This window comes from Ochrobactrum vermis (assembly GCF_002975205.1).
In the GTDB taxonomy this organism is placed as follows: Bacteria; Pseudomonadota; Alphaproteobacteria; order Rhizobiales; family Rhizobiaceae; genus Brucella; species Brucella vermis.
Genome location: NZ_PCOC01000002.1, coordinates 1882096 through 1906902 on the forward strand (window position 1 = coordinate 1882096; position 24807 = coordinate 1906902).

A 24807-nucleotide genomic window follows, 5' to 3' on the forward strand; every position below is an offset into this window, starting at 1 on the left:
GGGCGCCGGGGAAGTGAGCTGACAGCCACTTCTCCGCGGCTTGGCTCTATGTCTGCGGAGAATAAATTGAGCACTGAACGTATCGACGGTCAGGAGCAGCCATATTGGCCTGCCGGACCGTTTAAAATCCGCCTGCCCTTTGTTCACTACAAATTCGAATGGCCCGATTATTTTCAAGGCCTGTTGATGTGTGCAGTGGACCTGTCCGCCATCCCTCTCATGACTGAACTCCTTGGCATGCCTTTCGAAGTGGCCCTTGCCGTGGTCGTCCTGAACGGATTGTTCTATCTGACGCACCATTTGCTTGGCGATCCCGTCGTTCCGGGCTGGATCACGCCTGCCATTCCGCTTCTGATGGCCTATTGCGCCACTTTCCCGGAAGGACCAGAGCGGGTTCATGCACTTGTCGCCTTCCAGATGATGCTCGGCATATTCTCGATCTTCATCGGTGCAACGGGGATGGCGCATCGCGTCGTGCAATTGATTCCATCGGCGATCAAGGCTGGCATCATTGCTGGTGCGGGCTTTGCCGCCGTCATTTCGGTATTTCAGATTGGCGGTCGTTTCGATACGTTCCCGTTCACAATCACCATTGCCGTTGGCCTTGGTTTCTATGTGATCTTCTCGCGCCAGTTCGCACGCATTAAAAACAGCAATCCGGTACTGGCCCTCATTGGAAAGCTGGGTGTTTTCCCGATTATCCTGCTCGCAGTCATCATAGCCCCGCTCTTCGGCGAAGCCCCCTGGCCAAAGCTTGAATGGTCACTGACCAGTCCCGACTTCTCGACGCTTTGGCGTGAATATACCGTGTTCGGTCTCGGCCTGCCGCCGCTGTCGATGTTCATTACCGCCATGCCGACCATGTTCGCTGCCTATATCGTTCTTTTCGGCGACGTTCTGCAAAGCCGCGCAATCCTGAAGGAAGCCGACGAAGCCCGCCCCGACGAAAAGATCGACTATAGCCCGGACCGCGCTCATCTCATCTTCGGTGGACGCAACGCTGCAATGAGCGTGCTCGGACCGGACGTCTGCATGTGCGGCCCGCTCTGGTCGGCCATGCATGTGGTCATCACCGAGCGCTTCTCGCAGGGCAAGAAGGCCATGCACTCGCTTTTCGGCGGCGCGGGTTCTTTCCGGTGGGGAACCAATACCGGCTTGTTCCTGATGCCGATCGTAACGCTCGTGCAGCCGATCCTTGGCGTCGCACTCGCACTTACCTTGCTCATTCAGGGATATGTTTCGGTTCGCGTCGGTATTCTTGAGGCACGCTCCCAGCGAGATCTCGGCATCGCCGGAGTGGTTGGGGCAGTTCTTGCAACACGTGGAGCCGCGTGGGCTTTTGCTACCGGAGTCGTCCTGTGCTTCCTGATATATGGCCGTGATTTCTTCCGTGGCGAAGTAGACAACACCTTTACCAAGGACAGCTGATCGATAGCCCTCCCGGCTGGACCGGGAGGGCTTCCAACATTTTTATCCGCTCACGACTTCGGGCAACGGCCGATCTACGATCATCGCATGATCCAGAACGCGTTGCAGATTGGCGGCATGGCGGAAACTCGGCTCCAGCTCCGCACCATCGGCGACAGCGCGTGCAAAACGCTGGTAGTTCGTCTCCACCGTACCGGCATCGATATCGCGCCAGACCGGCGTTTCGATATCCTCGCCGATAGAGCCGCGCAGGCTTGAACCGGTAGGCGTATGAAGGATTTCCAGTGCGCCCTTGTCGCCATGGATGCGCAGGCGTAACTCGTTCAGGTGGCCCGTCGCCCACCGGCTCGCATGAATGACACCCAACGCACCATTGGCATACTCCGCCATCATGACGAAGCTGTCATTCGCATCGAGCACATACTCACCGATATGGTCATTGTCTGCCTTCTCGAAGGTTTTCAGGCGCGCAGACGCCCGCTCCACATCGCTGCCGATGGCATAGCTGGCGAAATCGAGAATATGAATGCCGACATCGCCCAGAACACCGTTCGACCCGTGGCGGGTTGAAAGACGCCAGAGCCATTTGCTCTCGGTCTTCCAGTCACCCCATGTCTTCGACACCAACCAGCTTTGCAGATAGGATGCCTCGAAGTGGCGCACCTGACCGATCTCGCCTGCCATCACGATCTCGCGCGCCTTCTGTAGGGGAGCGACATTGCGATAGGTCAGGTTGACCATGTTTATGACATTGGCCTGTTCGGCAGCATCCGCCATTTCGGCGGCTTTTTCATAGCTTTCAGCGAGCGGCTTTTCGCAGAAAACATGCTTGCCCGCCCCGACCAGCGCCAGCGTGGTCGGGTGATGAATGGCGTCGGGCGTCACATTGGCAACCGCATCGAAGCGGCCCCATTCCAGCGCATCTTCAAGCCGCGTGAAGCGGTTATGAATGTCGTGGTTTTCCGAAAACGCATCGACGCGTTCCGCTGAAACATCACAGGCCGCAACGACCTCAACGCCATTGATCGCCCTGAAGGCTGCGGCATGGTTTTTCGCCATGCCGCCAGTACCCAGAATAAGAAGACGCATAGTGCACCTCAACGATAGCCGGCTTCACCGGCCTTGTGCAGCTTGGGTCCGCGCTCGACAATCGGCTCCAGCGCCTTTTCGACCGGAACATTCGGCGCGGTATGGATGCCTGTCCATGCCGGTTGCGGATTGTACGCCCATTTGACCGAATTGCGCAGAACGGTCTGCACATTGGCATCGTGATAGGTCGGATAGGTTTCATGGCCGGGACGGAAATAGAACACATTGCCCGCACCGCGCCGCCAGGTCATGCCGGAACGGAACACTTCGCCCCCCGCGAACCACGAAATGAAAACCGTTTCCAGCGGCTCCGGCACGGAGAACTGTTCGCCATACATTTCTTCGTTTTCGAGCACGAAATTCTCGTCCAGCCCCTGGGCAATCGGGTGCCCGCGATTGACGACCCAGACGCGCTCGCGCTCTCCCGCCTCACGCCATTTGAGCGCGCAGGGCGTGCCCATGACCCGCTTGAAGATTTTGGAGAAATGGCCGGAATGGAGCACGATCAGCCCCATGCCTTCGAACACGCGCTTGGCCACGCGCTCCACCACCTCGTCGCTGACGCCGCCATGATCCTTGTGGCCCCACCAGACCAGCACATCCGTCTCGGCAAGGCGCGCTTCCGTCAAGCCATGTTCCGGTTCCTGCAAGGTGGCGGTGGTTGCCTGAATGGTGCCGTCGGTATTCAGCGCATCGGCAATCGTGTTGTGCATGCCGTTCGGATAGACCGAACGCACCGTTTCGTTGATCTGCTCGTGGATGTTTTCACCCCAGACGATTGTGCGAATAGGCACGGATATTCTCCTTGCTGCGGGCATCACGGCCCGGTTGTTTCATGTCATTGAGCTTGGGAGGTCGGCGTCAAACGGCACGGCCCTTTTCATCGAAGCGATGAACATTGTCCCCTGCCGGGGAAACCGAGAGCGTCTCGCCTGATTTGCGCACCGCGACGCCGCTTTCGCGGACCACCAGCGGTTCCTCCAAGCCGAGATCGATATAGACATAGGTGTCGGAACCGAGAATTTCGGTGTGGATCACCTGACCGGTCCAGTGGCCTCCTTCGGGAACGATAGCGAGATGTTCAGGACGCAGGCCTACTGTATGAGCACCGTATTGGTCGGCATATGTGCCGGTCAGGAAATTCATCTTCGGCGACCCGATGAACCCGGCGACGAAAAGCGAATTCGGCTTTTCGTAAAGCTCAAGCGGCGTCCCGATCTGCTCCACACGTCCATCGCGCAGCACACAGATGCGGTCGGCCAGTGTCATCGCCTCCACCTGATCGTGCGTCACGTAGATCATGGTGGTGTCTTCCATGCTCTGGTGGAGCCTGGCGATCTCAAGCCTTGTGGCCACACGTAGTGCCGCATCGAGGTTGGACAAGGGTTCGTCGAACAGGAAAACCTTGGGATCGCGCACGATGGCGCGCCCGATGGCTACACGCTGGCGCTGGCCACCGGAGAGCTGACGCGGCAGCCGTTCCAGATAGGGCGCCAGTTGCAGCATCTCCGCAGCCTTGTGAATGCGGCTCTTGCATTCATCCTTGCTCTTGCCCGCAAGCTGCATTCCGAACGCCATGTTTTCATAGACAGTCATATGCGGATAAAGCGCATAGGACTGAAACACCATGGCGATGCCGCGCTTCGACGGCGCGAAACTGTTGACGACGGTTCCATCGATGGCGAGGCTCCCCGATGAAATCTCCTCAAGCCCCGCTATCAGGCGCAGCAGCGTGGACTTGCCACAGCCCGACGGGCCGACAAAGACCATGAACTCGCCGGGGCGGATATCCATATCCACGCCCTTGATGACCTCGAAATTGCCGAAAGACTTGCGCACATCGCGCAATTGAAGTTCTGCCATGTGTAAGACTCCTAGCCCTTTACGCCACCCGCCGTCAGACCGGACACGATCCGCCGCTGGAAGATGAGCACGAGGATGACGAGGGGAACCGTTACGACGACGGAAGCCGCCATGATGTTGCCCCAGGGGATTTCGAACTGGCTGCTGCCGGACAAAAGCGCGATAGCCACCGGCACAGTGCGCTGGGTGCCGGACGAGGTGAAGGTTAGCGCGAACAGGAACTCGTTCCATGCCGAGATGAAGGCAAGCAGACCTGTCGTCACCAAAGCCGGCCACATCAGCGGCATAAAGACCCGCGTGATGATGACCCACGGCGACGCACCATCCACGATTGCTGCTTCTTCGATTTCGACCGGCAGGTCACGCATGAAGGTGGTGAGCACCCACACCGTGAACGGCAGCGTGAAGATCATATAGGAGAAGATCAGCGCCAGCGGCGTATTGAAAATGCCGAGGAAGCGGATCAACTCGAACAGACCCGCCAGAACGGCAATCTGCGGAAACATGGATACTGAGAGAATGGTGAGAAGAAGCAGTCCCCGCCCGCGAAAATTCACCCGCGCCAGCGCATAGGCCGCCGTTACCGCCAGCAGAAGCGAAATCGCCACCACCACGGTCGCCACCAGCAGCGAATTGCCGAGACTGCGCAGGAAGCTGCCCTGTGTGAGAACACCGGTATAGTTTTCAAGCGAGAAGCTGCTTGGCCAGTAGTCGACCTGAAACAGCGCCGTCCCGGATTTGAGGCTGGTGATGATCGCATAATAGAACGGGAACACTGCAATCAGAATGATCAGTGCCACCAACAGATAGAAGCAGAGGGTTTTCACATAATACATCATGCTATTCCCCCCTGCTGCCGACATTGACGCGCCCGAAGAACATGTAGAGCACGGTGATGGCCGCAATGATGAGAAACAGCATCGTCGATGCCGCTGCACCATAGGCAAACTTGTCGAAATCAAAGAGATTTTCACGGGCGAAAACCGACATTGTCTTGGTCTGCGCGTTGTTGGGCGTCAGCACATAGATCAGATCGAAAATGCGCAATGCATCAAGCATACGGAAAATGATTGCCACCATCAGCGCCGGGCGGATCAACGGCAGCGTCACCCGCCAGAACACTTTGACCGGATGCACGCCGTCGATCTTGGCCGCTTCGTAAATGTCGGACGGCACCATTTGCAGGCCTGCCAGAATGAGCAGCGCCATGAACGGCGTGGTCTTCCAGACATCGACAATCAGGATCGCAACCATCGCAGTGTCGGGATTAGCCGTCCACGCGATTTTCTGGCTGATAAGACCCAGATTAAGCAGGATATGGTTGAGGATGCCGAACTGGTCGTTAAGCATCCAGCCCCACATCTTGGCCGAAACAATCGTCGGGATCGCCCACGGGATCAGGATCGCCGCGCGCACAAGCCCGCGCCCCCGAAAATTCGCGTTCAGCACCAGAGCGACGATCAATCCGAAGATGGTTTCCAGACTGACCGAGAGAACAGTGAACCTGATCGTGTTCCAGACTGCGCCCCACCAGGCCGGATCAACCAGAAGACCACGATAGACGGTGCGTCCGCTCTTGAGCGTCACCCACGACAGATAATTGTTGAAACCGACGAATTCCGCAGCACCAAGGCTCGTCAGGGACGCATTGGTGAAGCTGAAATAGATGGTCCGAAGCAGTGGCCAGCCAGCCACCAGCGCCAGCACGATCAGTGTCGGTGCGAGAAATATCCATGCCGACCGCATTCGCTGCGCGCGCAGATCGGATTGAACCCGGCGTTTGCCGGCCGAACTCCCCGAAATGTCGAGAGAAGTCTCCGTCATGATCCCACTCTTGGTCCTGCTCAGAGGGATTTGAGCGTTCGGATTGCCCGATAGGGGGGCTTGGGAGGACAACCCGAACGCGGCTTGATCGGTTCTTACCAGCCAGAGCCTTCCAGCTCAGTCAGCTCGACCTCAAGCATTTCGAGATTCTCCGCAGCAGTTCCATTGCCCGAGAGTGTCTTGTGAACGGCCGTCCAGAATTTTGACGACACTTCGTTGTATTTCACCTTCGTCGCCGCCGATGGACGGGGGACTGCATTCTGGAAGATCGGCTTCCAGTTGGCCATGAAAGGCTGCGCGGCAATGATATCCTTGTCATCATAGAGCGCTTCAATGGTTGGCAGGCGCGAAATCTCGACCGCCTGCACCTTCTGCACTTCCGGCGAAGCCAGATATTTCACCAGCGCGATGGCCGCATCCTGCTTGGTCGAATATTTGGACACGGCCAGGTTCCAACCGCCCAGCGTCGAGGATGGCGCGTCGCCCTCGGCACCGGCAGGCAAAGGCGCCACGTCGAACTTGCCCTTCACGCCGCTATCGGCGCTGTTGCCCAGCGCATAGGCATAGGGCCAGTTGCGCATGAAGACGGCATTGCCGGTCTGCCACACACCGCGCGATTCCTCTTCCTGATAGGCAAGCACGCCCTGTGGCGAAATCGAGCCGATCCAGCCCTTGGCACGGTCGATGGCAGCTGCGGCCTTCTCATTATTGATCGAGATCGTGCCGTCCGCCTCGACGATCTGGCCACCACCCGACGACTTGACCCATTCAAGTGCGTTGCAGGTCAGGCCTTCATAGGCGTTGCCCTGAAAGACAAAGCCCCAGAGATCGGACTTACCGTCAGCCCGCTCCTTGTCCATGATTTCCTTGGCGGTTGCCGCCATCTCATCCCAGGTTTTTGGAACCTGCTTGTTGTATTTTTCCAGAAGATCCTTGCGGTAGAAAAGAGCGGGGGCGTCGGTGTAGAATGGTAGCGCAACCAGCTTTCCGTTCACGGTCTGCGACGCGATAATGGATGGGAAATGGGCACCCGTGACATCCTTGGTCGCTTCTGTCAGATCGACAAACTGATCGGACAGCTGCGGCGCCCAGACCACGTCCGTCTGGTAGACGTCGATATCGGCGTTACCGGCTGCGAGCCACAAACGATACTGGCTGAACTGCTCGCTCGAAGACGACGGCATGGACACGATATTGACCTTGTTGCCCGTATCTTTCTCGAACTTGACGATCTGCCCCTGCAGAAACTTGATGTTATTGCCTGTCGAATTGGCCGCGATGGAAATCTCCACCGCATGCGCACTTACCGTCGCCATGCCAAGTGCCACGCAAGCCGCAAGCACACCCTGAAAAGCCTTCATAGTTCCCTCCTCCCATCCATTCTGTATGCGGTTTCTTAAAATCGAAAACGGTTTGGATGACAAAAAGGTTGCAGAGGACCGCATTCCTGTCAAGCTGCAGATTTGGCGACTTGCTTCATTTCCCTCAAGCGCTGCCTCATACAGTGATAATTCAATGACTTGGAGTTTGAGGCAATTGTTGATTAGCATTGCAGAGGCATATACCTTCAATCGTGCCAGCACGAAAATTCAAACAAACTTGAAAACGGTTTGGAAGTGTTGCACACTATGTGTTGCAGCAAGTCAAAGAACGCAACCAACCAATTGTTAACCGCAAGGAAGCAGCTATAATCCGCCACCTTGCCTGCCTGTACAATTCGAAAGCCAAATGAAACTCCGTGAATTCGCCAAACATCTCGGCCTCTCTGCCACGACCGTCAGCCGGGCGTTGAGCGGCTATCCCGAAGTGGCGGAAAGCACGCGCAAACGCGTCATGGATGAGGCTGTGCGCCTCGGGTACCGACCCAACGTCAATGCGGTCAGGCTGGTTACCGGGCGCGCTGGTGCCATCGGCGTGGTGATGGGTCGCAACAGCGAATTTCATTTCGCCGAATTCATGCGCGGCATGGCTGAACGGCTCAGCCAGGACGAAGTCGATATTCTCGTCAGTCCGATTGCCAACAATGGCACGGATGACGAAGTGCAGCTTTGTCGTCGTCTTGCCACCAGTCACCGCGTCGACGCGATCATCGTGACATCTCCAAAACCAAATGACGAGCGCATTCGCATGCTGCACGAATTGGGGATGCCGTTTCTCGTGCACGGGCGGTCTGAAACCGACATTCCGCATGCATGGCTCGATATCGATAATGAGGGAGCGGTTTGCCGCTCGACTGCTCATCTGCTCGACCTAGGCCATCGTCGCATCGCGATGATCAACGGGCGATACGGTTTCACCTTCTCGCTTCACCGCGACGAGGGCTACCGGAAAGCGCTCGAAAGCAGAGGCATCGCTTTCGATCCGGATCTTGTCGAACACGGCGATTTCACCGACGAGATCGGCTATCGCCTCGCGCGCAAGCTTTTGGAGCGCGACCCGCGCCCGACGGCATTTGTCGCCGGCTCAATGATGACAGCGCTTGGCATCTACCGGGCCGCACGTTCAGTCGGGCTGACGATCGGCAAGGATATTTCCGTCATCGCCCATGACGACGTCATCTCGTTCCTCAGCGCCGATAATATGGTTCCATCGCTGACCGCCACCCGCTCTTCGATGCGTGCCGCAGGTCAACGATGTGCCGATCTTTTAATGGATATACTCGACGGGCGCGCTGCGACCGACATTCACGAACTCTGGCCCGTGGAACTGATCCTGCGGGAATCCGCAACTCGCGTACCCGAATGGGCCTGAGCATACTAAAAAATTGATCCGATTTGTCAGATTCACACCAGTGGTGTAGATTTGACGTGCAACGCGGAATTGGTTCGACGCTTGAAGAAGCGTATCCGAAACCAAACCGCGTTGCCTGTGGTTTATGTCGGAGTAAAAATTGCATAGTGAACAATCTATTCTTCAAATTTCAATAGCGGTTACTATTCTTGTTGCTGGATTCGGCGTCGTTTTTGGCCTCTTATCCGGCTCATTTTCTATTGTATTCGATGGCGTTTACATGCTCGCTGACGCCGCCATGAGCGGGCTTGCCCTCCTCGTTTCACGCCTCATCGCACTCTCAGCCTTGCCAGAACAGCCACGCGGAAAACTGCGCGAGCGCTTCACCATGGGTTTCTGGCATCTGGAACCGATGGTGCTGGGCCTCAACGGCATGATGCTCACCGGCGTTGCGATCTACGCGCTCATCAATGCAATCGGCAGTCTGATGGTTGGCGGACGCGATCTCGAATTCAGCTATGCGATTTTTTATGCCGTCGTCGCCCTGATCGCCTGCCTCGGCATGGCACTGTTGGAAATGCGCGCAAACCGGACATTGAAATCAGACTTCGTCGCACTCGATGCCAAAGCCTGGATCATGTCCGGCGGCATCACTGCCGCCCTCTTGATCGCCTTTTCCGTCGGCTATGCCATTGAAGGAACAGAGCTCGGCTGGCTGGCGCCCTATATTGATCCTGCGGTTCTGGCGGTCGTCTGCCTTGTCATCATTCCCATGCCGATTGGCACGATCAAGCAGGCACTGGCCGATATATTCCTTGTCACGCCAGCCGACCTCAAGCAGCATGTCGATGCCGTCGCCGAAGAGTTTGTCAAGCGCAATGGCTTTCTGTCATACCGCGCTTACGTCGCCAAAGTCGGGCGCGGCAAGCAGATCGAGCTTTATTTCATCGTTCCGCATGACCTTCCGCCACGCAAGCTTGAAGAATGGGATGCGTTGCGCGACGAGGTTGGCGATGCACTCGGCGGTGAAGGACCGGACCGCTGGCTGACCATCGCCTTCACTACAGATGTGGAGTGGGCTGTCTAGCGCATGGCTCCCGAAAGTGGGAACCGGTTTCGGGATAAAGACATGCGTAAAAACAAACAGATCGAGCGAGTCCAACGGCTCTGTTTTAACCGGAACAGCTCTAGCCCAGAACCTTACTCACTCGTCAGCGACAACTGTCGGCGCAGCCGTATCGTGCGACTGTCGCCCGGTTGGCGGGGCAACCGGTTGAAGGCATTCAGATAATTTGTCTTGGTGCGCATGATATGCGCCTCCAGAATATCCCGCAGTTCATCTGGCTTGTCGGCATCCGCAAGTTCGATAATGGCGGCATGGTCGGCAAAGGATCGGGCAGGCTCTCCCTCCGCGCCAATCGCAAGATGTGTTCGCAGGGCTGCAACGCGCCCCAGAATACTATCGTAAGCGCGTGCGAGATAACGATTGCCGCAGACACGGAAGAAGGCCAGGTGAAACTCGGTGTCGCAACGCCCATATGCGCGCAGATCGTCTTCGTCTATTGTCGCACGCATGAGGTCGAACTGCTTTTTCAATTGCGAGACGAGTTTCTTGCGATTGTTGCCAAGCGCAAGCCGCATGGCCTGATCTTCCAGACCGATCCGAAAATCGCAAAGCTCTGCGATGTCTTCCTGCGTCGGCGTGAAAACATAAGTGCCGGACTTCGGAACGATGTGAACCAGTTCCTGCATCTGGAGAATGTTGAGCGCCTCGCGCACCGGTGTGCGACTGACATCAAAAGCCGCAGCGAGCATGTCTTCAGAGAGATTCTCCCCGAATTGAAACTCTGCATCGACAATCGCACCGCGAATACGTTCGGCGATGCTGCTTGCCAGCGACTTCTTGCTCTTGCCTCGAATCTCTCTCATGACCGAATCTTACAGACGCCTCACTGCGACGTATAGAGCGGTTGAAACCGCATTCAAATTGCACCGGTGAATGGTGACGGACCCGGATGAAGTCCGGGCCCGTCATTTTGATCAGTCCCGTTTGGCTTTCAGACTCATGCAGAGGAAAAAGCCAAGGATCGGAAACACGGACAAGGCCAGCAACGACAGCGAGAAACTGTCTGTCGTGGATTTGACCCAGCCGACGAGATAAGGTCCGGTGAAACCGCCCAACTGCGCAAAACCGTTGATGGCAGCCAGTCCGCCGGCCGCGGCTGCGCCGGACAGGAACTGCGTCGGCAGCGTCCAGAAGACGCCGAGATAGGACCACAGGAAGAACGCACAGACCGACAGGAGCACAAGACTCAGGATCGGCCACGGAGACAGTGCACTGGCGGCAAGGAAGATACCGCCGAACAGGCCGGCAATCGCCGTGTGAACCTTACGCTCGCCGGTACGATCCGAACTGCGTGAAATCACAACAAGGCCGATTGCAGCAAACACAAACGGAATAGCCGAAATGAGTCCGGTCTGAGCGGCAGTATAGTCGCCGAGGCTCTTGACGATTTGCGGCAGCCACATGATGACGCCGTAAACAGCGATCCCGTTGAACATATAGACCAGCGTCAGAAGCCAGACACGGTAATCGCTGAAGACTTCTTTCAACGAGTGACGGGTATCGGATTGCTTGCCTTCGTTTTCCTTGGCAAGTTCGGCCATCAGCCATGCGCGTTCATCCGGCGTCAGCCAGTGCTTGTCCTTCTCCGGGCGATCAACCAGATAAAAGAAGGTCACAATACCGAGGACGACGGCAGGAAGCCCCTCGATGATGAACATCGCCTGCCAGCCATGCAGACCAAAAAGCCCCTCGCCCGCATCCATCAGCCAGCCGGAGAACGGTGCGCCCACGACGATGGATAGCACGGTTGCCGTCATGAAGAGGGCCGTTGCACGACCGCGCTCCTTGGCCGGGAACCAATAGGTGAGATAAAGCAGAACGCCCGGCGCAAAACCGGCTTCCGCAACACCCAGCAGGAAGCGCAGAACGTAGAATGAAACCGGACCCTGCACGAAAGCCATGGCGCAGGATACGAGCCCCCACGTGACCATGATGCGCGCAATCCAGACGCGCGAGCCCAGCTTGTGCAGCATCATGTTGCTCGGTACTTCGAACAGCATGTAACCGATGAAGAAGATGCCCGCACCGATGCCGAACATATAGGGCGTCAAGCCGATATCATTGTTCATGTGAAGCGCGGCATAGCCGATATTCACACGGTCAAGATAGTTTACGATGAAGCAGATGAAGCAGAACAGAACGATCCGCAGATTGAGTTTGCGTATGGTACTGTCGCGCAGGTCCGGCGTTGCGCCGACCGCACTCAGAGTGGAATTGACCACGATGTCCTCCCAGGTCTCCGCTCACATTCCATTATGAGCGGCATGCAATAATCTTAGCGGAAGCTTCACACGATGATGCATGCTCTTCCGTTCAGAGCTTTATCTGCGAAAATCGTACCGGGACCGTTCCGGCATGTTTCCAACAGATAGGCAATCCCGATCACGGACAGGCCATCAAGCACAGATCCGGCCGTTATCGTCTCTCTCCCATTGCAATGATTAGCGTGCAAACAACAACTTTACAAGTAGCATACAAAATCTTGTACCCTAGATTGACAGATGTGCTCGCACATGGCTTTTAAAGCCACTGTCGCCGGATGGTTGAGTCTGCGGATTCTCTTCGGCGGCCCTTGGGCGCGCAGCAGCGCTCATTTTCGAGGAGGACTATTTTCATGACGACAAACAATGCTCCAACAGCGTTCCCAACCGATTTTTTTGCAGACCGGGTCGTGCTCGTCACCGGCGGCGCATCGGGCATCGGCAAGGCCGTTGCCGAGAAACTGATCGCGCTCCAGGCCAAGGTGGTGCTTTGGGATGTGAATGGCGCACGTCTGCAGGAAATGGCGGACAAGCATGGTGACCGGGTTCTGACAGCCATTGTGGATGTTTCAGACAAGGCCGCAGTTGATCGCGCAGCGCACGATATTGCCGAGAAATGGGGTGGCATCGACCATCTCGTCAACAATGCGGGCATCATCGGCCAGCGCATGACTGTGAAGGAATTCGATGCCGAAGAACTGGACCGGGTTCTGGCGGTCAATCTGAAAAGCGTGTTCTACGTTTCCAGCGCCTATCTGAACAATCTGGGGGCGAAGTCCGACAAATCTGTCATCGGCCTGTCCTCCATCGCCGGTCGTACTGGCGGTATGGTCGGCAATATTGCCTATGCGACGACCAAGGGAGCAATCGCGTCCTATACCTATGCACTTGCCAAGGAACTTGCGCCGGAAATTCGCGTCAATGCACTGGCTCCTGGCGTGATCGACACGGAAATCCAGAAGGCCGTTTTTGCCGATCCTGCCAATATCGCGAAAATGGCCGATCTCATTCCGCTGAAGCGGTTGGGAACTGCCGATGAGGTCGCTGACGCAGCAATCTGGCTGCTGTCGCCGGGAGCCGCCTATATTACCGGTGTGGTGCTTGACGTTTCAGGCGGGCGATAAGGAGAAGATGATGACGCAGGCAAAGGCCCTGAAAGGCCTCATCGAAAGCGGCCGCATCATTCAGGCACCGGGCGCACCCGATCCGCTGACCGCCCGCCTCGTACAACAGGCGGGATTTCCGGCCATCTACATGACCGGGTTCGGGGCCACTGCAAGCCGTCTCGGCACGCCCGATCTCGGTCTTCTCACCCAGACCGAAATGACGACCCATGCGCGGGACATGACCCGCGTGGTCGATATTCCGATCATTGCCGATGCGGATACAGGTTATGGCGGCCCGGCCAATATCGTGCGCACGGTAGAGGAATACATTCAATCCGGCGTCGCTGCGATTCATCTCGAAGACCAGATGGCACCGAAACGTTGCGGCCAGCTTGCCGGTATCCGGCTGATCCCGGCGGAAGAAAATGTGCGTCGTCTCAAATGCGCGCTTGCGGCGCGTAGCGACAATGAGCTTCTCATCATCGCCCGTACCGACGCCATGCCAGCAGCCGGGGCTGACGAAGCCATCCGCCGCGCGAAAATGTATCAGGACACGGGTGTCGACCTTGTGTTTGTCGATGGCATCAAGACTATCGCTGAGGTCGAAGCGGTGGCGCGGCAGGTCGAGGGACCGAAGGTCGTCAGCATCGTCGATGGCAATGAAACTGTAGCTCTGACGGCCACAGACCTCGAACAGATGGGCTTCAATGTCGTGTTCTATGCCCTTTCAACGCTGTTCTCGGCGGTGAAAGCCATGAGCGACACGCTGTCAGTTCTCAAGCGTGACGGCACGCCGAAGGCCCGTGCCAGCGATATGATCACCTATCAGCAATATTGCGACATCGTTGACCTGAAGAAGTTTCAGGATCTCGATGAGGAATATGGCTGGTCATGATCGGACGAAACGAGGCAGGCGGCAACGCCTGCCTCTTCAGGTGTTGAGCTTTTTTGCCTGAATGCGCGAAGATGCTCTTTCGACCGTGATCTCGTAATGATCGCTCTGCGTCACCTCGACTATGCGGCTCGGGCGAAAAGCAACAGCATTGATGCCGCCTTCGTGACGCAGGCTGTCGAACAGAATTCCGAACTCGCCGCTCTCGCGCATCTCCTCGCCAAACTTCTGTGAAGCGGCGTAATCTGTCGGATCGTACACGGCAGGCAACGTTGCCTGTTCCCCGCATATGTCGACCAAATCCTCTTCCAGTTTCGCCGTATAGACCCGAAAGGTGCGGGCCAGACCGTCCCGCTGCGTCGCGACGGTTTCGCGACGCATGTGATGGGCAACCTCGATAACGGATGTGGTCAACCTCGCTGCTGCATACCATGCGCCCAGCTCCGGCCCGTTGAAGCGCATGCCGCCCGGCGCCACATGAAGAAAAGTCGCCATGACGATACTGGAATTGGGCCTGCCAAACACCCATTCCTCATGCGGAAGACGCTGCAATCGCTCTGTCAGAAGACGATCATTCGTCCAGCCTGCCAGTTCCATCACAGCTTCCAGATCGGCAGCCTTGGCAACCGTGTCAAAAAGACCGATCGGCGGAAAGCGCGACGGGATCAGGCGATAGCTTGGCTGTGGAGCGGGATTGCGCTTCACGAAAACACCACGTCCTCATCGCGATAAGGCCGGAACTCGCGATCCAGTTCGTTCGGCTCCATATAGAGACCGCCGCGCGCCGCATCCAGAAACCGGCGGACGGTCAGTAATCCGTCCTGCAGACCGCTTGTCACCAGCCTCAATGGTGGGTGGTCACCGAAGACCCCGGCCTGATTGGGCGTGTGCAGCCAGCGGATACCAGCCCTCTCATCAGGGTAAAGCACACCCAGCGCCTGATGAATGCCAAGAACGGCGGATAAGCGCATCAGCACGTCCACATCCAGCGTGATATCGCGGCGTTCGCGCACCGCCTTCACCCAATTGTAATAGGTTGATCTTGATGGCAGCCCCAGCACCATGAGACGCTGCTGTTCGTCCAGCCCCCACAGATCGGCGATGGTCAGAAAGGTGCGCAGGCCCGGTCCGCTCAACCGCTTGCGCGAATGAGGAGAAAAACGGGCCGCATCGAGAATATCCGGTCCCTTGCCTGCTACTGTCTTCAACACCGCATTGCTTCTGGCCATAGTTGCCTCCGATCGTCCAGATCAGAATATAGTCCAAATTTGGACTTTTGCAACCCTACGATGTTTCGACCGGCAGGATACGCCTTACTCGGCAGCGATGAGGGACCCCTCGGCGGCCACATCCGGCATTGTGTCGAAGTGAACCGGACGCAGTGAAACATAACCATTGCGGATATCCAGCACATGCGAATAGACGTTGTGGCCGTTTTCAAGCAGCGGCAGCTTGTCCTCATGCATGATGCTGATAACGATGGCTTGCGGGCAACGCGCCTTCAACGCTTCGTGGAAACGCATCTTCGAGGCCGGATCGAGGGCACCGGTTGCCTCATCGAGGAAAATGATCGACGGCTTGTGCAGGAGAATGCGCGCCAGCACGATCTTCTGCTTTTGCCCTCCCGAGAGAACCATGTCCCATGGTGCGCCATCGGCATCGGCGTCATTCATGCGCTCGATAAATTCACCCAGTCCCGCCTCGTGCAGGACGGCGGCAACAGCGAGATCACTGAACAGGTTTTCATCGGCAGGCAGGCTGACGAGCTGCTTCAGCGTAACGGAAGGAAACTTGGCCTCCTGGGTCGCGTAAAGCGAGGTGGCATTTTGCGGATAGATGATATCGCCGGTCCCGTAAGGCCACAGGCCGTTCAACGCCTTCACGAAGGAAGTTTTGCCCGAACCGGATTCGCCGCGCATATAAACCCAGTCGCCGGAGCGAATATTGATCACGCCCGAGCGCAGGAACGGAGCTTCGCTGTCCGGCCCCTGCATGAGGGTGAGATTGCGCACCGACAGACCGAAGCGCGGATGCTGTTCGGCGAAAGCAAAGCGGTTGATGCCCGACCGGCTGTAGAATTCGGTGGGGTCCTGTACATTCTCGATAGCCTGCGCAAGGCCGGTCACACGGCCCGCATTGGCGCGCAGATTGGCAATCGCCGGCATGACCTGAATGAACCACGAGCAATCGTTGATCATCGCCGCGACGAGTTCCGCGCCTGTCACATAGTTACGGAAACCGACAGAACCGCTCATATAAGGCAGAAGGCCCGGAATATAGGCAACGATCCGGTTCGAGAGAAAGCCATAGGCCTGCGAGAAGGCAAGATAGGCGGCATCGAAACGATTGAGCTGGTTCCAGGTGCCGTCGACATCCTTATACAGTCGATCATTGACCGACCGCTGGACGGCCTCGCCGCCGGATGCCGAAATCTGGAAACTGCGGCGCAGAAGCGTGGTCCATTCACCACGATAGGAACCTTCGGCCTTCTGGATGCCGAGATTGAGACGCTCCAGACGCTTGCCGATCTTGATCGCGACCAGCGTTCCGAGCGGGACATAGACAACGATTGCCGCAAAGGCCAGAACAGCGCTGCCATAGCTGCCGAGGAAATCCAGACCCTCCACATGTGTGGACATTTCGATCAGCTTCTGGCCGATAAAGAAAGCAGACAGGAACACACCGACAATGCCCATGACGAGGCCGATAGCGCCGCCGGTCATACCCTTGATCGATTCCTGCAAACGTTGATCGATATTGTCGGGCTGATCCTTGCCTCTGCCCTGTTGCAGATGGAAATGCGTGTGCTTGCCATTCAGCATTGCGGTGGAGAACTGGTCGTTCAGCCATCTACGCCATTTGCGATGCAGGGTGGTGGACAGGAAATGACGGGAACCGACCAGCATCACGTCCTTTGCCAGCATCAGCAGAACAAGAATGCCCGCATTGGAGGCAATCGTCATGAGAGGATGCTGAACCGGCGCGGTGTTGACGTTGACGATGGAATTCATGAGCAGGCCCGAGGCCTCGGCCACCCATACGGTGGTCTTGCTCACGAAGGCCGTCATCAGGAAGATCGCGATGGTGAGAACCCAGGCTTCTTTCCAGCGGTCGGATACCCAGTAGGCTCGCATAAGCCCCCAGAACGACGTCATGTCAGACACGGCAGACCTTCCCCTTGCCTGCAAGGATTGCTGTCTGGTCTGCCGGTTTTTGCTCAATCCACACCTCGTTCTGGCATCAAAATGATAACGCTTTGTAACATATTGCAACAAACTGTGGTTAACGGAGTGTTAATAGTCAACACAAAAGCGGAGCACCAAGTCGTGATCAAACGGGCACGCGTCAGCAACAAGCTGAAATCGTTAGCCTATCGGAAACCTAATTATTTTGGATGAAGCGCCCGTTTCGCGCCGGAAATTCGGTATTCGCGGGGGATTTTGCCGTTGATTCGACCGTACCCCTTTATTGGGTCGAGAGATATGCCTGCAGCCGGGGCACCACATAATCGAGGAAAACCCGTACCCGTTGCGGCAGTCGCGCACCGCCAAGAAATACGGCGTGAACCTCCTCTATATCGTTCTCGACCGCCTCGGCCAGAACCTCCACCAGTGCGCCGGATGCAAGATCGTTGCGTGCGTGATAATCGCCGATCCGCGCAAGCCCCAGCCCTGCGACCGCCATGCGCCGGACGGTCTCGCCATTATTGGCCAGCAGCGAACCGGAAACGGCGCGATCCACGATACGTCCGCTTTCCTTGAGCGGCCAGACAGGTGCCGCACGGCGGAAATTGAACCCGATGCAATTGTGATCGGCAAGATCGTCGACCGTCAGCGGCGTGCCGTGGCGTTCAAGATAGGCGGGAGCCGCTATGATCTTGCGCCGGGCGGTGCCAAGCTTGCGTGCCATCATGCTTGAATTGGGCAAGGTACCGATACGAAAGGCCACATCGGTGCGGTCGAGATAAAGATCGACCAGCTCATCCGACAATGACAGGTCGATCACGATATTCGGATAGGCTGACAGGAATTCCGGCAGTAAAGGCTCCAGCGCCAGCGTGCCCAACGCCACGGAAGCGTTGACGCGCACAGTGCCACCAGTGCTTGCGGAACCTTGGGAAAGCTCGCGTTCGACTTCCTCGAAATCGCGCAGCAGTCCCTGACTGCGCTCGTAATAAATCTGTCCCTCGGTTGTCAGCGACAGGCGCCGCGACGAGCGCTCCAGAAGCCGCACGCCGAGCCTCGCTTCGATACGGGATATGAGCTTGCTGATGGTCGAAGGGTTCATGCGCAGAAGCCGGGCCGCTTCAGAAAAGCTGCCCGCTTCCACAACCCGCAGAAAGACCTGCATTTCGCCGGCGCGATTATCCATCACCCGCTCCATCTGTGAAACCGTTTCACAGATAATGTGGATTCCCAGCGGATTTTCAAGCCCGCGCGACTATCCTATTTCTGCACCACGAGATCGAACCTGACCGAAGATTATCCGGAACAGGATCAGTGTCCACAAATTGACGGCCCGAAGCATAAGCCTCCCAAGCTCGCGCAACTGACGCGAAGACGCCGAGGGCCAATCGACAGGAGATATTATGAAAATCGTAAACGCACATGGTGCGGCAATACCTGCGCTCGGCTTCGGTGTTTTCCGCATGACGGATTCGGAAGTGGAAAGCGTCATCCCGGCTGCGCTGGAAGCTGGCTTCCGCCATTTCGATACGGCCCAGATCTATCAAAATGAAGCTGCCCTCGGCCGCGCTCTGGAAAAGGCAGGTGCACGGCGCGAAGACCTGTTTCTCACCACAAAAGTCTGGGTCGATAATTACAGCCCTGAAAAATTCGGTGCATCCGTCGATGAAAGTCTCGACAAGCTGAAAGTCGATCAGGTCGACCTTCTGCTTTTGCATTGGCCTGCCGACAAGGTGGCGATTGCCGATCAGATCGACATGCTCAACGCGGTACAGGCAGCGGGCAAGACGCGTTTCATCGGCGTGAGCAACCAGAACATTGCGCAGATGAAGGAAGCCATCCTTCACAGCAGGGCACCCATCGTCACCAACCAGATCGAGGTACATCCCTATCTCGACCAGAATGCCGTCGCCGACGCTGCGAAAGCGGCAGGTGTTGCCATCACCGCCTATTACGGCATGGCTGATGGCGCGGTGCCACGCGATCCCGCCTTGCAGGCCATTGGCGCGAAATATGGCAAGACTGCCGCCCAGGTTGGCCTGCGCTGGCTTATCGAACGCGGCTTCATCGCTCTTTCCAAGACGGCCAAACCGGAGCGCGTTGCCGAAAACTTCAACATATTCGACTTCGAACTCAGTGCCGAAGACATGGTGGCGATTTCTAAACTCGCCCGGCCCGATGGACGCATCGTCAGCCCCGAAGGTCTGGCTCCCGTCTGGGACAAATAACGGAGACTATGATGAGCACTATGATGTCTCACGACAGCGCTACCAAGGCAGCCGGTTTCAACTGGCCGCTTCTGGCGCTCGCAATCGGTGCCTTCGGTATCGGCACCACCGAATTTGCACCCATGGGCCTGCTGCCGGTCATTGCCGATGGTGTCGATGTATCTATCCCGACCGCCGGTCTTCTGGTTAGTGCCTATGCCATTGGCGTGACGATCGGCGCTCCGATCATGACGCTCGCCTTCGGGCGCTTCGGCAAGCGTACTGCCCTGATGCTGCTGATGGGCATATTCACGCTTGGCAACATCCTTTCAGCCCTTGCGCCGGATTACTGGACGCTGCTCGCAGCCCGTCTGGTGACGAGCCTCAATCATGGTGCATTCTTCGGCCTCGGATCCGTCGTCGCAGCCAGTGTCGTGCCCCCTGAAAAGCGGGCAAGCGCCGTTGCCACCATGTTCATGGGCCTGACGATTGCCAATATCGGCGGTGTTCCGGCTGCAACCTGGATCGGCCAGCAGATCGGCTGGCGCATGTCGTTCGCCGGCACTGCGGTTCTGGGCCTTCTCGCCATCAGTGCGCTCTGGTTTTCGCTGCCGCGCGGCGAAGCCGGCAAGATGCCCGACATCCGCCGGGAGTTCAGCGTTTTGATGCGTCCGACAGTGCTGATGTCTCTGGCGACAACCGTCATGGGCGCAGGCGCCATGTTCACGCTCTACACCTATGTGGCACCCGTGCTGGCCGACCTTACCAGCGCCTCGGAAGGGTTCGTAACGCTGGCGCTTGTTCTCATCGGCGTGGGCTTCACCATCGGCAATATGCTCGGCGGGCGTCTGGCCGACTGGTCGCTCAATGGCGCAACGCGGATATTTCTTGCAGCGCTTGCAATCATCAGCCTGGCACTCCCGTTCCTGCTGGGCAGCCATATCGGCGCAGCAATCGGCCTTGTCGCCTGGGGTGCTGCAGCATTCGCCGTCGTTCCGCCGGTACAGACCCGCGTGATGCAGGCTGCATCGGAAGCACCGGGGCTTGCATCGTCGATCAATATCGGCGCGTTCAACCTTGGCAATGCTGTGGGAGCGGCCCTTGGCGGCGGCGTCATCAGCGCGGGCTATGGCTATGCGGCCATTCCAGTCGCGGGCGGTCTTCTGGCGGCGGCCGGACTGTTTTTCACACTGTCCCGCCGTCCGAAAGCAGTATTGGCCCCATCAGCCTGCTAAAACCCGGCAAGCTAATCCAGGGTGCGTCGGAACCGCAATAGCGCCAGCGATGCGAACAGGACTACGAAAAGTATGAGGGCGTTCACCTCTCCGGCAATGTCGGAAAGGTGAGCGCCTTTCAGCATGACGGCGCGGACGATCCGCAGAAAATGCGTCAGCGGAAAAATCTCGCCCAACGCCTGCGCCCAATCGGGCATGCCGCGAAACGGGAACATGAAACCGGACAGCATCAACGACGGCAGGAAGAAGAAGAAGGTAAGCTGCATGGCCTGCATCTGCGTGCGCGAAGCCGTCGAAATCGTATAGCCGAGCAGAACCAGCGACAGGACAAAGATCAAAACGCAGCTCAGAAGAAGCGCCAGCGAGCCGACAAAGGGCACCCCGAACAAAAGCTTGGCTGCAACCAGCACGACCACGACCTGCACGCCGCCAACGACCAGAAACGGCAGAACCTTCCCCAGCATGATTTCGGCGGGCGTTGCGGGCATAGCGAGCAGGTTTTCCATCGTGCCGCGTTCGGTCTCGCGGGTCAGCGCCATGGCTGTCATCATCACCATGGTCATTTGCAGGATCACGCCCAACAAGCCGGGGACGATATTGTATTGCGACACGCCTTCCGGGTTGTAGCGGCGATGCACGACGACCTGGAGCTGGCTTCGCGCGGCATCCGCCGCTTCAGCCTGCTTGCCCTGCTCACGCAGAAGCGCCTGACTTGCGACGGTTCCAAGCGTGGAAATGGCGCCGCTTGCCACCGACGGGTCCGTCGCATCGGCCTCGATCAGGATCTGCGGCTGTTCGCCTGCATCGACACGCCTTGCAAAATCAGACGGTATCGTCACCACGAAGGAAACGGTGCCGTTGGCAATCAAGGCCTCGGCTTCCGCCGCACTTTGTACGACATGGTCGAAACGATAATAGCCTGTGGTTTCCAGTGCGGAAATCATGGCACGCGTATAATGATCCTGACTGGTGACAACCAATGCACTCGGCAGGCTTTTCGGATCATTGTTGATGGCAAAGCCGAAGAGCAGCAATTGCATCAATGGAACGACCAGCATCATGGCGAAGGTGATGCGATCACGCCGCATCTGGATAAATTCCTTCACCAGCATCGCGCCAAGACGTTCAAACGAGAACCAGCCGCTCATGGTTTGCCACTCCCGGAGTTCTTGCCTTTCGACATATTATCCTGCGCATTGGCCATGAACTGGATGAACACATCCTCAAGGCTAGTTTCGCCTGCCTCGACTGTGGTCCCCTCACGATGCCTGATCTTCTCCAGAGCCGCTTCAAGCTTTGCCCTGTCGGACCCCACGACATGCAGCGTCGCGCCGAAAGGTGCAACCTGCTCGACGCCCGGTTCACCCTCCAATTCGCGCGCCACTTCGGCAAGCCTTGGACCGTTGACGATGAAGGTCGTCAGCCCGGCCTTGTCGATGACATCCCGGACGGTCCCGGTGGCCAGAAGCTTACCGTAGGAAATATAGCTGATGCGGTGGCAGCGTTCAGCTTCGTCCATGTAATGGGTCGAGACGAGTACAGTCAGTCCACCATCAGCCAGACGATGTATCTCGTCCCAGAAGTCGCGCCGCGCCTTCGGATCAACCCCGGCGGTCGGCTCATCCAGCAGCAGAAGCCTGGGCTTGTGCATGATACAGGCTGCCAATGCCAGCCGCTGTTTCCAACCACCGGAAAGCGTGCCCGCCAGTTGATCCCCACGCGAGGTCAGCCCCAGTTCCTCAAGCGTGCGCACCACATGGTCCTTCACCGGTTTCAACCGGTAGAGACGAGCGACGAATTCCAGGTTCTCGGCAATGGTCAGGTCTTCGTAAAAGGAAAAGCGCTGCGTCATGTAACCAACTTCACGCTTGATCTTCAGACTTTCGGTACGAAGATCAAACCCCAACACCTGCCCTTCACCCTCGTCGGGGGTCAGCAGGCCGCACATTATGCGGATGGTGGTCGTTTTGCCCGAACCGTTAGGCCCCAGAAAGCCGACTATCTCGCCCTCGGCCACCGACATGCTCACATGATCGACGACTGTCGCATCGCCGAACCGTTTGACGAGACCTTTGACATCGATGGCGTTCGACATGACCACCTCCGCCTATCGGGAAGCCAGATCGACATCCACGATCTGGCCGGGCTGCAGAGGCGACGCGGGATCGACCGGATGCGCCTCGACGAGATAGACAAGCTTCTGGCGCGTTTCGAGCGAATAGATGACGGGCGGCGTGAACTCCGGATCCGGCGAAACATAGCTGACACGGGCTTGCAGACCGGGTGCGCAGCCATCGCAGCGCACAGACAGCATATCGCCAACGCGCACCGCCGAAAACTTGTCTTCCGGTATGTAGACCTTCAGCTTGACCGCGCCGTCGGGCAGCATGGTCAGCACCGGCGCGGACGGACCGGCAATATCACCGGGATTGCGAATGACATCTGTAATCCGGCCCGGCGCAGGCGCCTCGATTGTTCGCTTGGCCAGATGCCAGCGCGCGGAATCAAGCTGTGCTTCAGCACTCTTGACGGCATTTTCCGCTGCCTTGATCTCTTCAGGGCGCGCGGGCAAACGACCCACCGCCAGATTGGCAGTAGCCTGATTGATCGTGGCTTCCGCCACTTCGACCTTGGTGGCTGCGTCGTCAAGCTGCGCCTGTGTCATCACCCCGCGCTTCGTCAGGTCCTGCGTACGCAGAAGCGTTCTCTTGGCATCGTCTGCCTGTGCCTTGGCAGTTCTTACAGCCGCCTCCAGAACAGCAATTTCATCGGGACGCTTGCCGACCTGCAAGTCTGCTAATTGCGCCTGCGCCTGCGCCAGCGCGGCTTCGGCTTGCGCGACAGCGATCTTCGCGTCTGCATCCTCCGTCATTGCTATGGGCTTGCCCGGCTCGACACGATCACCGCGCCTGACGCCCACGGACTGGACTTGAGCTACTTCCAGCGGCGCAAGCTGCACGAATTCCCCCTCGACATAGCCGACGGCGAGAGGCTGTGCGCTGCATGCGGCGAAAAGATAGGACGCAAAAGGGAGAATACAAAGAACACTCATAACGCCACCTCGCCACTTTTCGCGGCATCTTTCGCCGCAAGAATGGCCATCAGATTCTGGCGCGCGATTGCAGCGACCGCCGCCGCCTCGTCCGCGCCCATCGTGGACCAGCCCATACGCCGCTTCACAGCTTCACGACCAATACGGAAATAGACGACCTGCCCGAGCAAGGTGAAAATGATAAGCCGTGTATTCTCGCTTTCGGCAGGTTCGCCAGTCGCGACTTCCCAGATGGCGCAAAGTCTTTTATGCGTCGGCTCGAAAACTCCGGAATAGATGCGGTCGAGCGCCGCTGTCGGATGCGCCAGTTCGCGCAAAAGGAACTGGACGATCTCGCCGGACTGCGGCTGCGCAACGATGAAATGCGTCATCCGCTCCAGCGCCATACCAAGCTGCTGGCGAGCGGTTTCCTGGGTCTCGGCGGGCGCATTGATCGCCGCATAATGCCCGAGCGCCTGCCCGGCAATGCCCTGTATCGTTTCGACAATATAGTCTGCCGCTGCCAGTCGCAGCCCTTCCTTGTTACCGAAATGATAGGCGATGGAACCGATATTTGCCCTGGCCAGACCCGCAATCTCGCGCGTCGATGTAGCGTCGAAACCCTTCGAGCCAAACAGTTGCAAGGCCGCATGGATAAGCGCTGCCCGCGTCTGGTCGACCGAAGGCGTCGGCGGCTCCTGCCGGGTATATTTCGTTGTGCTCATACGTCGATTTAATCAATCGATTGATTAAATGTCAAGAGAAGACAGAAAAAGCGCCGACCGGAGATCGACGCTTCTTTCTTCAAGAAACGAACTAAAGCATGTCTC

At 57.6% G+C, this 24807-nt stretch carries 23 protein-coding genes; 7 read left to right on the forward strand and 16 right to left on the reverse strand.

Annotation, left to right across the window (positions count from 1 at the left end; genetic code table 11):
* Positions 1 to 66: 66 nt before the first annotated feature.
* Positions 67 to 1428 (forward strand): hypothetical protein, encoded by a 1362-nt coding sequence (locus CQZ93_RS23010; RefSeq protein ID WP_210201113.1) that lies wholly within the window; start codon positions 67 to 69, stop codon positions 1426 to 1428.
* A gap of 42 nt (positions 1429 to 1470) precedes the next feature.
* Here the strand turns inward: CQZ93_RS23010 and CQZ93_RS23015 are convergent, their stop codons facing one another.
* From CQZ93_RS23015 to CQZ93_RS23040, 6 genes are all read right to left on the reverse strand, one after another.
* Positions 1471 to 2517, reverse strand: coding sequence for a Gfo/Idh/MocA family protein (locus CQZ93_RS23015; RefSeq protein WP_105544839.1), 1047 nt, complete (start codon positions 2515 to 2517; stop codon positions 1471 to 1473).
* 8 nt (positions 2518 to 2525) lie between these two features.
* Positions 2526 to 3311 (reverse strand): ThuA domain-containing protein, encoded by a 786-nt coding sequence (locus tag CQZ93_RS23020; protein ID WP_105544840.1) that lies wholly within the window; start codon positions 3309 to 3311, stop codon positions 2526 to 2528.
* A 67-nt stretch (positions 3312 to 3378) separates the two neighbouring features.
* Positions 3379 to 4380, reverse strand: a complete 1002-nt coding sequence (locus CQZ93_RS23025; RefSeq protein ID WP_105544841.1) for an ABC transporter ATP-binding protein — start codon at positions 4378 to 4380, stop codon at positions 3379 to 3381.
* Between the two features lie 11 nt (positions 4381 to 4391).
* Positions 4392 to 5219 carry a carbohydrate ABC transporter permease gene (locus tag CQZ93_RS23030; RefSeq protein WP_105544842.1) on the reverse strand — a complete coding sequence of 276 codons (828 nt, stop codon included), beginning with the start codon at positions 5217 to 5219 and terminating at the stop codon, positions 4392 to 4394.
* A gap of 1 nt (position 5220) precedes the next feature.
* Entirely contained in the window at positions 5221 to 6204 is a 984-nt protein-coding gene (locus CQZ93_RS23035) for a carbohydrate ABC transporter permease (RefSeq protein ID WP_105544843.1), read from the reverse strand.
* 95 nt (positions 6205 to 6299) lie between these two features.
* Positions 6300 to 7565: an ABC transporter substrate-binding protein gene (locus tag CQZ93_RS23040; protein ID WP_105544844.1), complete on the reverse strand. Its 1266-nt coding sequence runs from the start codon at positions 7563 to 7565 to the stop codon at positions 6300 to 6302.
* A 367-nt stretch (positions 7566 to 7932) separates the two neighbouring features.
* Here CQZ93_RS23040 and CQZ93_RS23045 point away from each other — a divergent pair, with 367 nt between their 5' ends.
* Together CQZ93_RS23045 and CQZ93_RS23050 are read left to right on the forward strand one after the other, a co-directional pair.
* Positions 7933 to 8955: a substrate-binding domain-containing protein gene (locus tag CQZ93_RS23045; protein ID WP_105544845.1), complete on the forward strand. Its 1023-nt coding sequence runs from the start codon at positions 7933 to 7935 to the stop codon at positions 8953 to 8955.
* Between the two features lie 139 nt (positions 8956 to 9094).
* The gene (locus CQZ93_RS23050; RefSeq protein WP_105544846.1) at positions 9095 to 10021 is read left to right on the forward strand and encodes a cation diffusion facilitator family transporter; all 927 of its coding nucleotides are present in this window, start codon (positions 9095 to 9097) and stop codon (positions 10019 to 10021) included.
* Positions 10022 to 10134: 113 nt separating this feature from the next.
* Here the strand turns inward: CQZ93_RS23050 and CQZ93_RS23055 are convergent, their stop codons facing one another.
* Together CQZ93_RS23055 and CQZ93_RS23060 are read right to left on the reverse strand one after the other, a co-directional pair.
* Positions 10135 to 10863 carry a GntR family transcriptional regulator gene (locus tag CQZ93_RS23055; protein ID WP_105544847.1) on the reverse strand — a complete coding sequence of 243 codons (729 nt, stop codon included), beginning with the start codon at positions 10861 to 10863 and terminating at the stop codon, positions 10135 to 10137.
* Between the two features lie 111 nt (positions 10864 to 10974).
* Positions 10975 to 12282 carry an MFS transporter gene (locus CQZ93_RS23060; protein WP_105544848.1) on the reverse strand — a complete coding sequence of 436 codons (1308 nt, stop codon included), beginning with the start codon at positions 12280 to 12282 and terminating at the stop codon, positions 10975 to 10977.
* Positions 12283 to 12674: 392 nt separating this feature from the next.
* Here CQZ93_RS23060 and CQZ93_RS23065 point away from each other — a divergent pair, with 392 nt between their 5' ends.
* Together CQZ93_RS23065 and CQZ93_RS23070 are read left to right on the forward strand one after the other, a co-directional pair.
* Positions 12675 to 13445, forward strand: a complete 771-nt coding sequence (locus CQZ93_RS23065; protein ID WP_105544849.1) for an SDR family NAD(P)-dependent oxidoreductase — start codon at positions 12675 to 12677, stop codon at positions 13443 to 13445.
* 10 nt (positions 13446 to 13455) lie between these two features.
* Positions 13456 to 14322, forward strand: coding sequence for an isocitrate lyase/PEP mutase family protein (locus CQZ93_RS23070; protein WP_105544850.1), 867 nt, complete (start codon positions 13456 to 13458; stop codon positions 14320 to 14322).
* A 36-nt stretch (positions 14323 to 14358) separates the two neighbouring features.
* Here CQZ93_RS23070 and CQZ93_RS23075 read toward each other — a convergent pair whose 3' ends face one another.
* From CQZ93_RS23075 to CQZ93_RS23090, 4 genes are all read right to left on the reverse strand, one after another.
* Entirely contained in the window at positions 14359 to 15024 is a 666-nt protein-coding gene (locus tag CQZ93_RS23075; RefSeq protein WP_105544851.1) for an RES family NAD+ phosphorylase, read from the reverse strand.
* The gene (locus tag CQZ93_RS23080) at positions 15021 to 15548 is read right to left on the reverse strand and encodes an MbcA/ParS/Xre antitoxin family protein (protein WP_105544852.1); all 528 of its coding nucleotides are present in this window, start codon (positions 15546 to 15548) and stop codon (positions 15021 to 15023) included. Before CQZ93_RS23080 ends, CQZ93_RS23075 begins: the two co-directional genes overlap by 4 nt.
* Positions 15549 to 15632: 84 nt before the next feature.
* The gene (locus tag CQZ93_RS23085; RefSeq protein WP_181153456.1) at positions 15633 to 17483 is read right to left on the reverse strand and encodes an ABC transporter ATP-binding protein/permease; all 1851 of its coding nucleotides are present in this window, start codon (positions 17481 to 17483) and stop codon (positions 15633 to 15635) included.
* 301 nt (positions 17484 to 17784) lie between these two features.
* The gene (locus CQZ93_RS23090; RefSeq protein WP_105544854.1) at positions 17785 to 18690 is read right to left on the reverse strand and encodes a LysR family transcriptional regulator; all 906 of its coding nucleotides are present in this window, start codon (positions 18688 to 18690) and stop codon (positions 17785 to 17787) included.
* A gap of 217 nt (positions 18691 to 18907) precedes the next feature.
* Between CQZ93_RS23090 and CQZ93_RS23095 the strand changes: the two genes are divergently transcribed.
* Together CQZ93_RS23095 and CQZ93_RS23100 are read left to right on the forward strand one after the other, a co-directional pair.
* Complete coding sequence (locus tag CQZ93_RS23095; RefSeq protein ID WP_105544855.1) at positions 18908 to 19732, forward strand: aldo/keto reductase; 825 nt, start codon at positions 18908 to 18910, stop codon at positions 19730 to 19732.
* Positions 19733 to 19743: 11 nt separating this feature from the next.
* Positions 19744 to 20946 (forward strand): MFS transporter, encoded by a 1203-nt coding sequence (locus CQZ93_RS23100; RefSeq protein ID WP_105544856.1) that lies wholly within the window; start codon positions 19744 to 19746, stop codon positions 20944 to 20946.
* Positions 20947 to 20957: 11 nt separating this feature from the next.
* Here the strand turns inward: CQZ93_RS23100 and CQZ93_RS23105 are convergent, their stop codons facing one another.
* The 4 genes from CQZ93_RS23105 to CQZ93_RS23120 are packed head-to-tail and all read right to left on the reverse strand — an operon-like array spanning position 20958 to position 24702.
* Complete coding sequence (locus CQZ93_RS23105) at positions 20958 to 22094, reverse strand: ABC transporter permease (protein ID WP_105544857.1); 1137 nt, start codon at positions 22092 to 22094, stop codon at positions 20958 to 20960.
* Positions 22091 to 23041: an ABC transporter ATP-binding protein gene (locus tag CQZ93_RS23110; RefSeq protein ID WP_105544858.1), complete on the reverse strand. Its 951-nt coding sequence runs from the start codon at positions 23039 to 23041 to the stop codon at positions 22091 to 22093. Before CQZ93_RS23110 ends, CQZ93_RS23105 begins: the two co-directional genes overlap by 4 nt.
* Positions 23042 to 23053: 12 nt before the next feature.
* Complete coding sequence (locus tag CQZ93_RS23115) at positions 23054 to 23998, reverse strand: HlyD family secretion protein (RefSeq protein ID WP_105544859.1); 945 nt, start codon at positions 23996 to 23998, stop codon at positions 23054 to 23056.
* On the reverse strand, positions 23995 to 24702 hold the full coding sequence (locus CQZ93_RS23120) for a DUF1956 domain-containing protein (RefSeq protein WP_105544860.1): 708 nt from the start codon (positions 24700 to 24702) through the stop codon (positions 23995 to 23997). Before CQZ93_RS23120 ends, CQZ93_RS23115 begins: the two co-directional genes overlap by 4 nt.
* Positions 24703 to 24807: the final 105 nt, after the last annotated feature.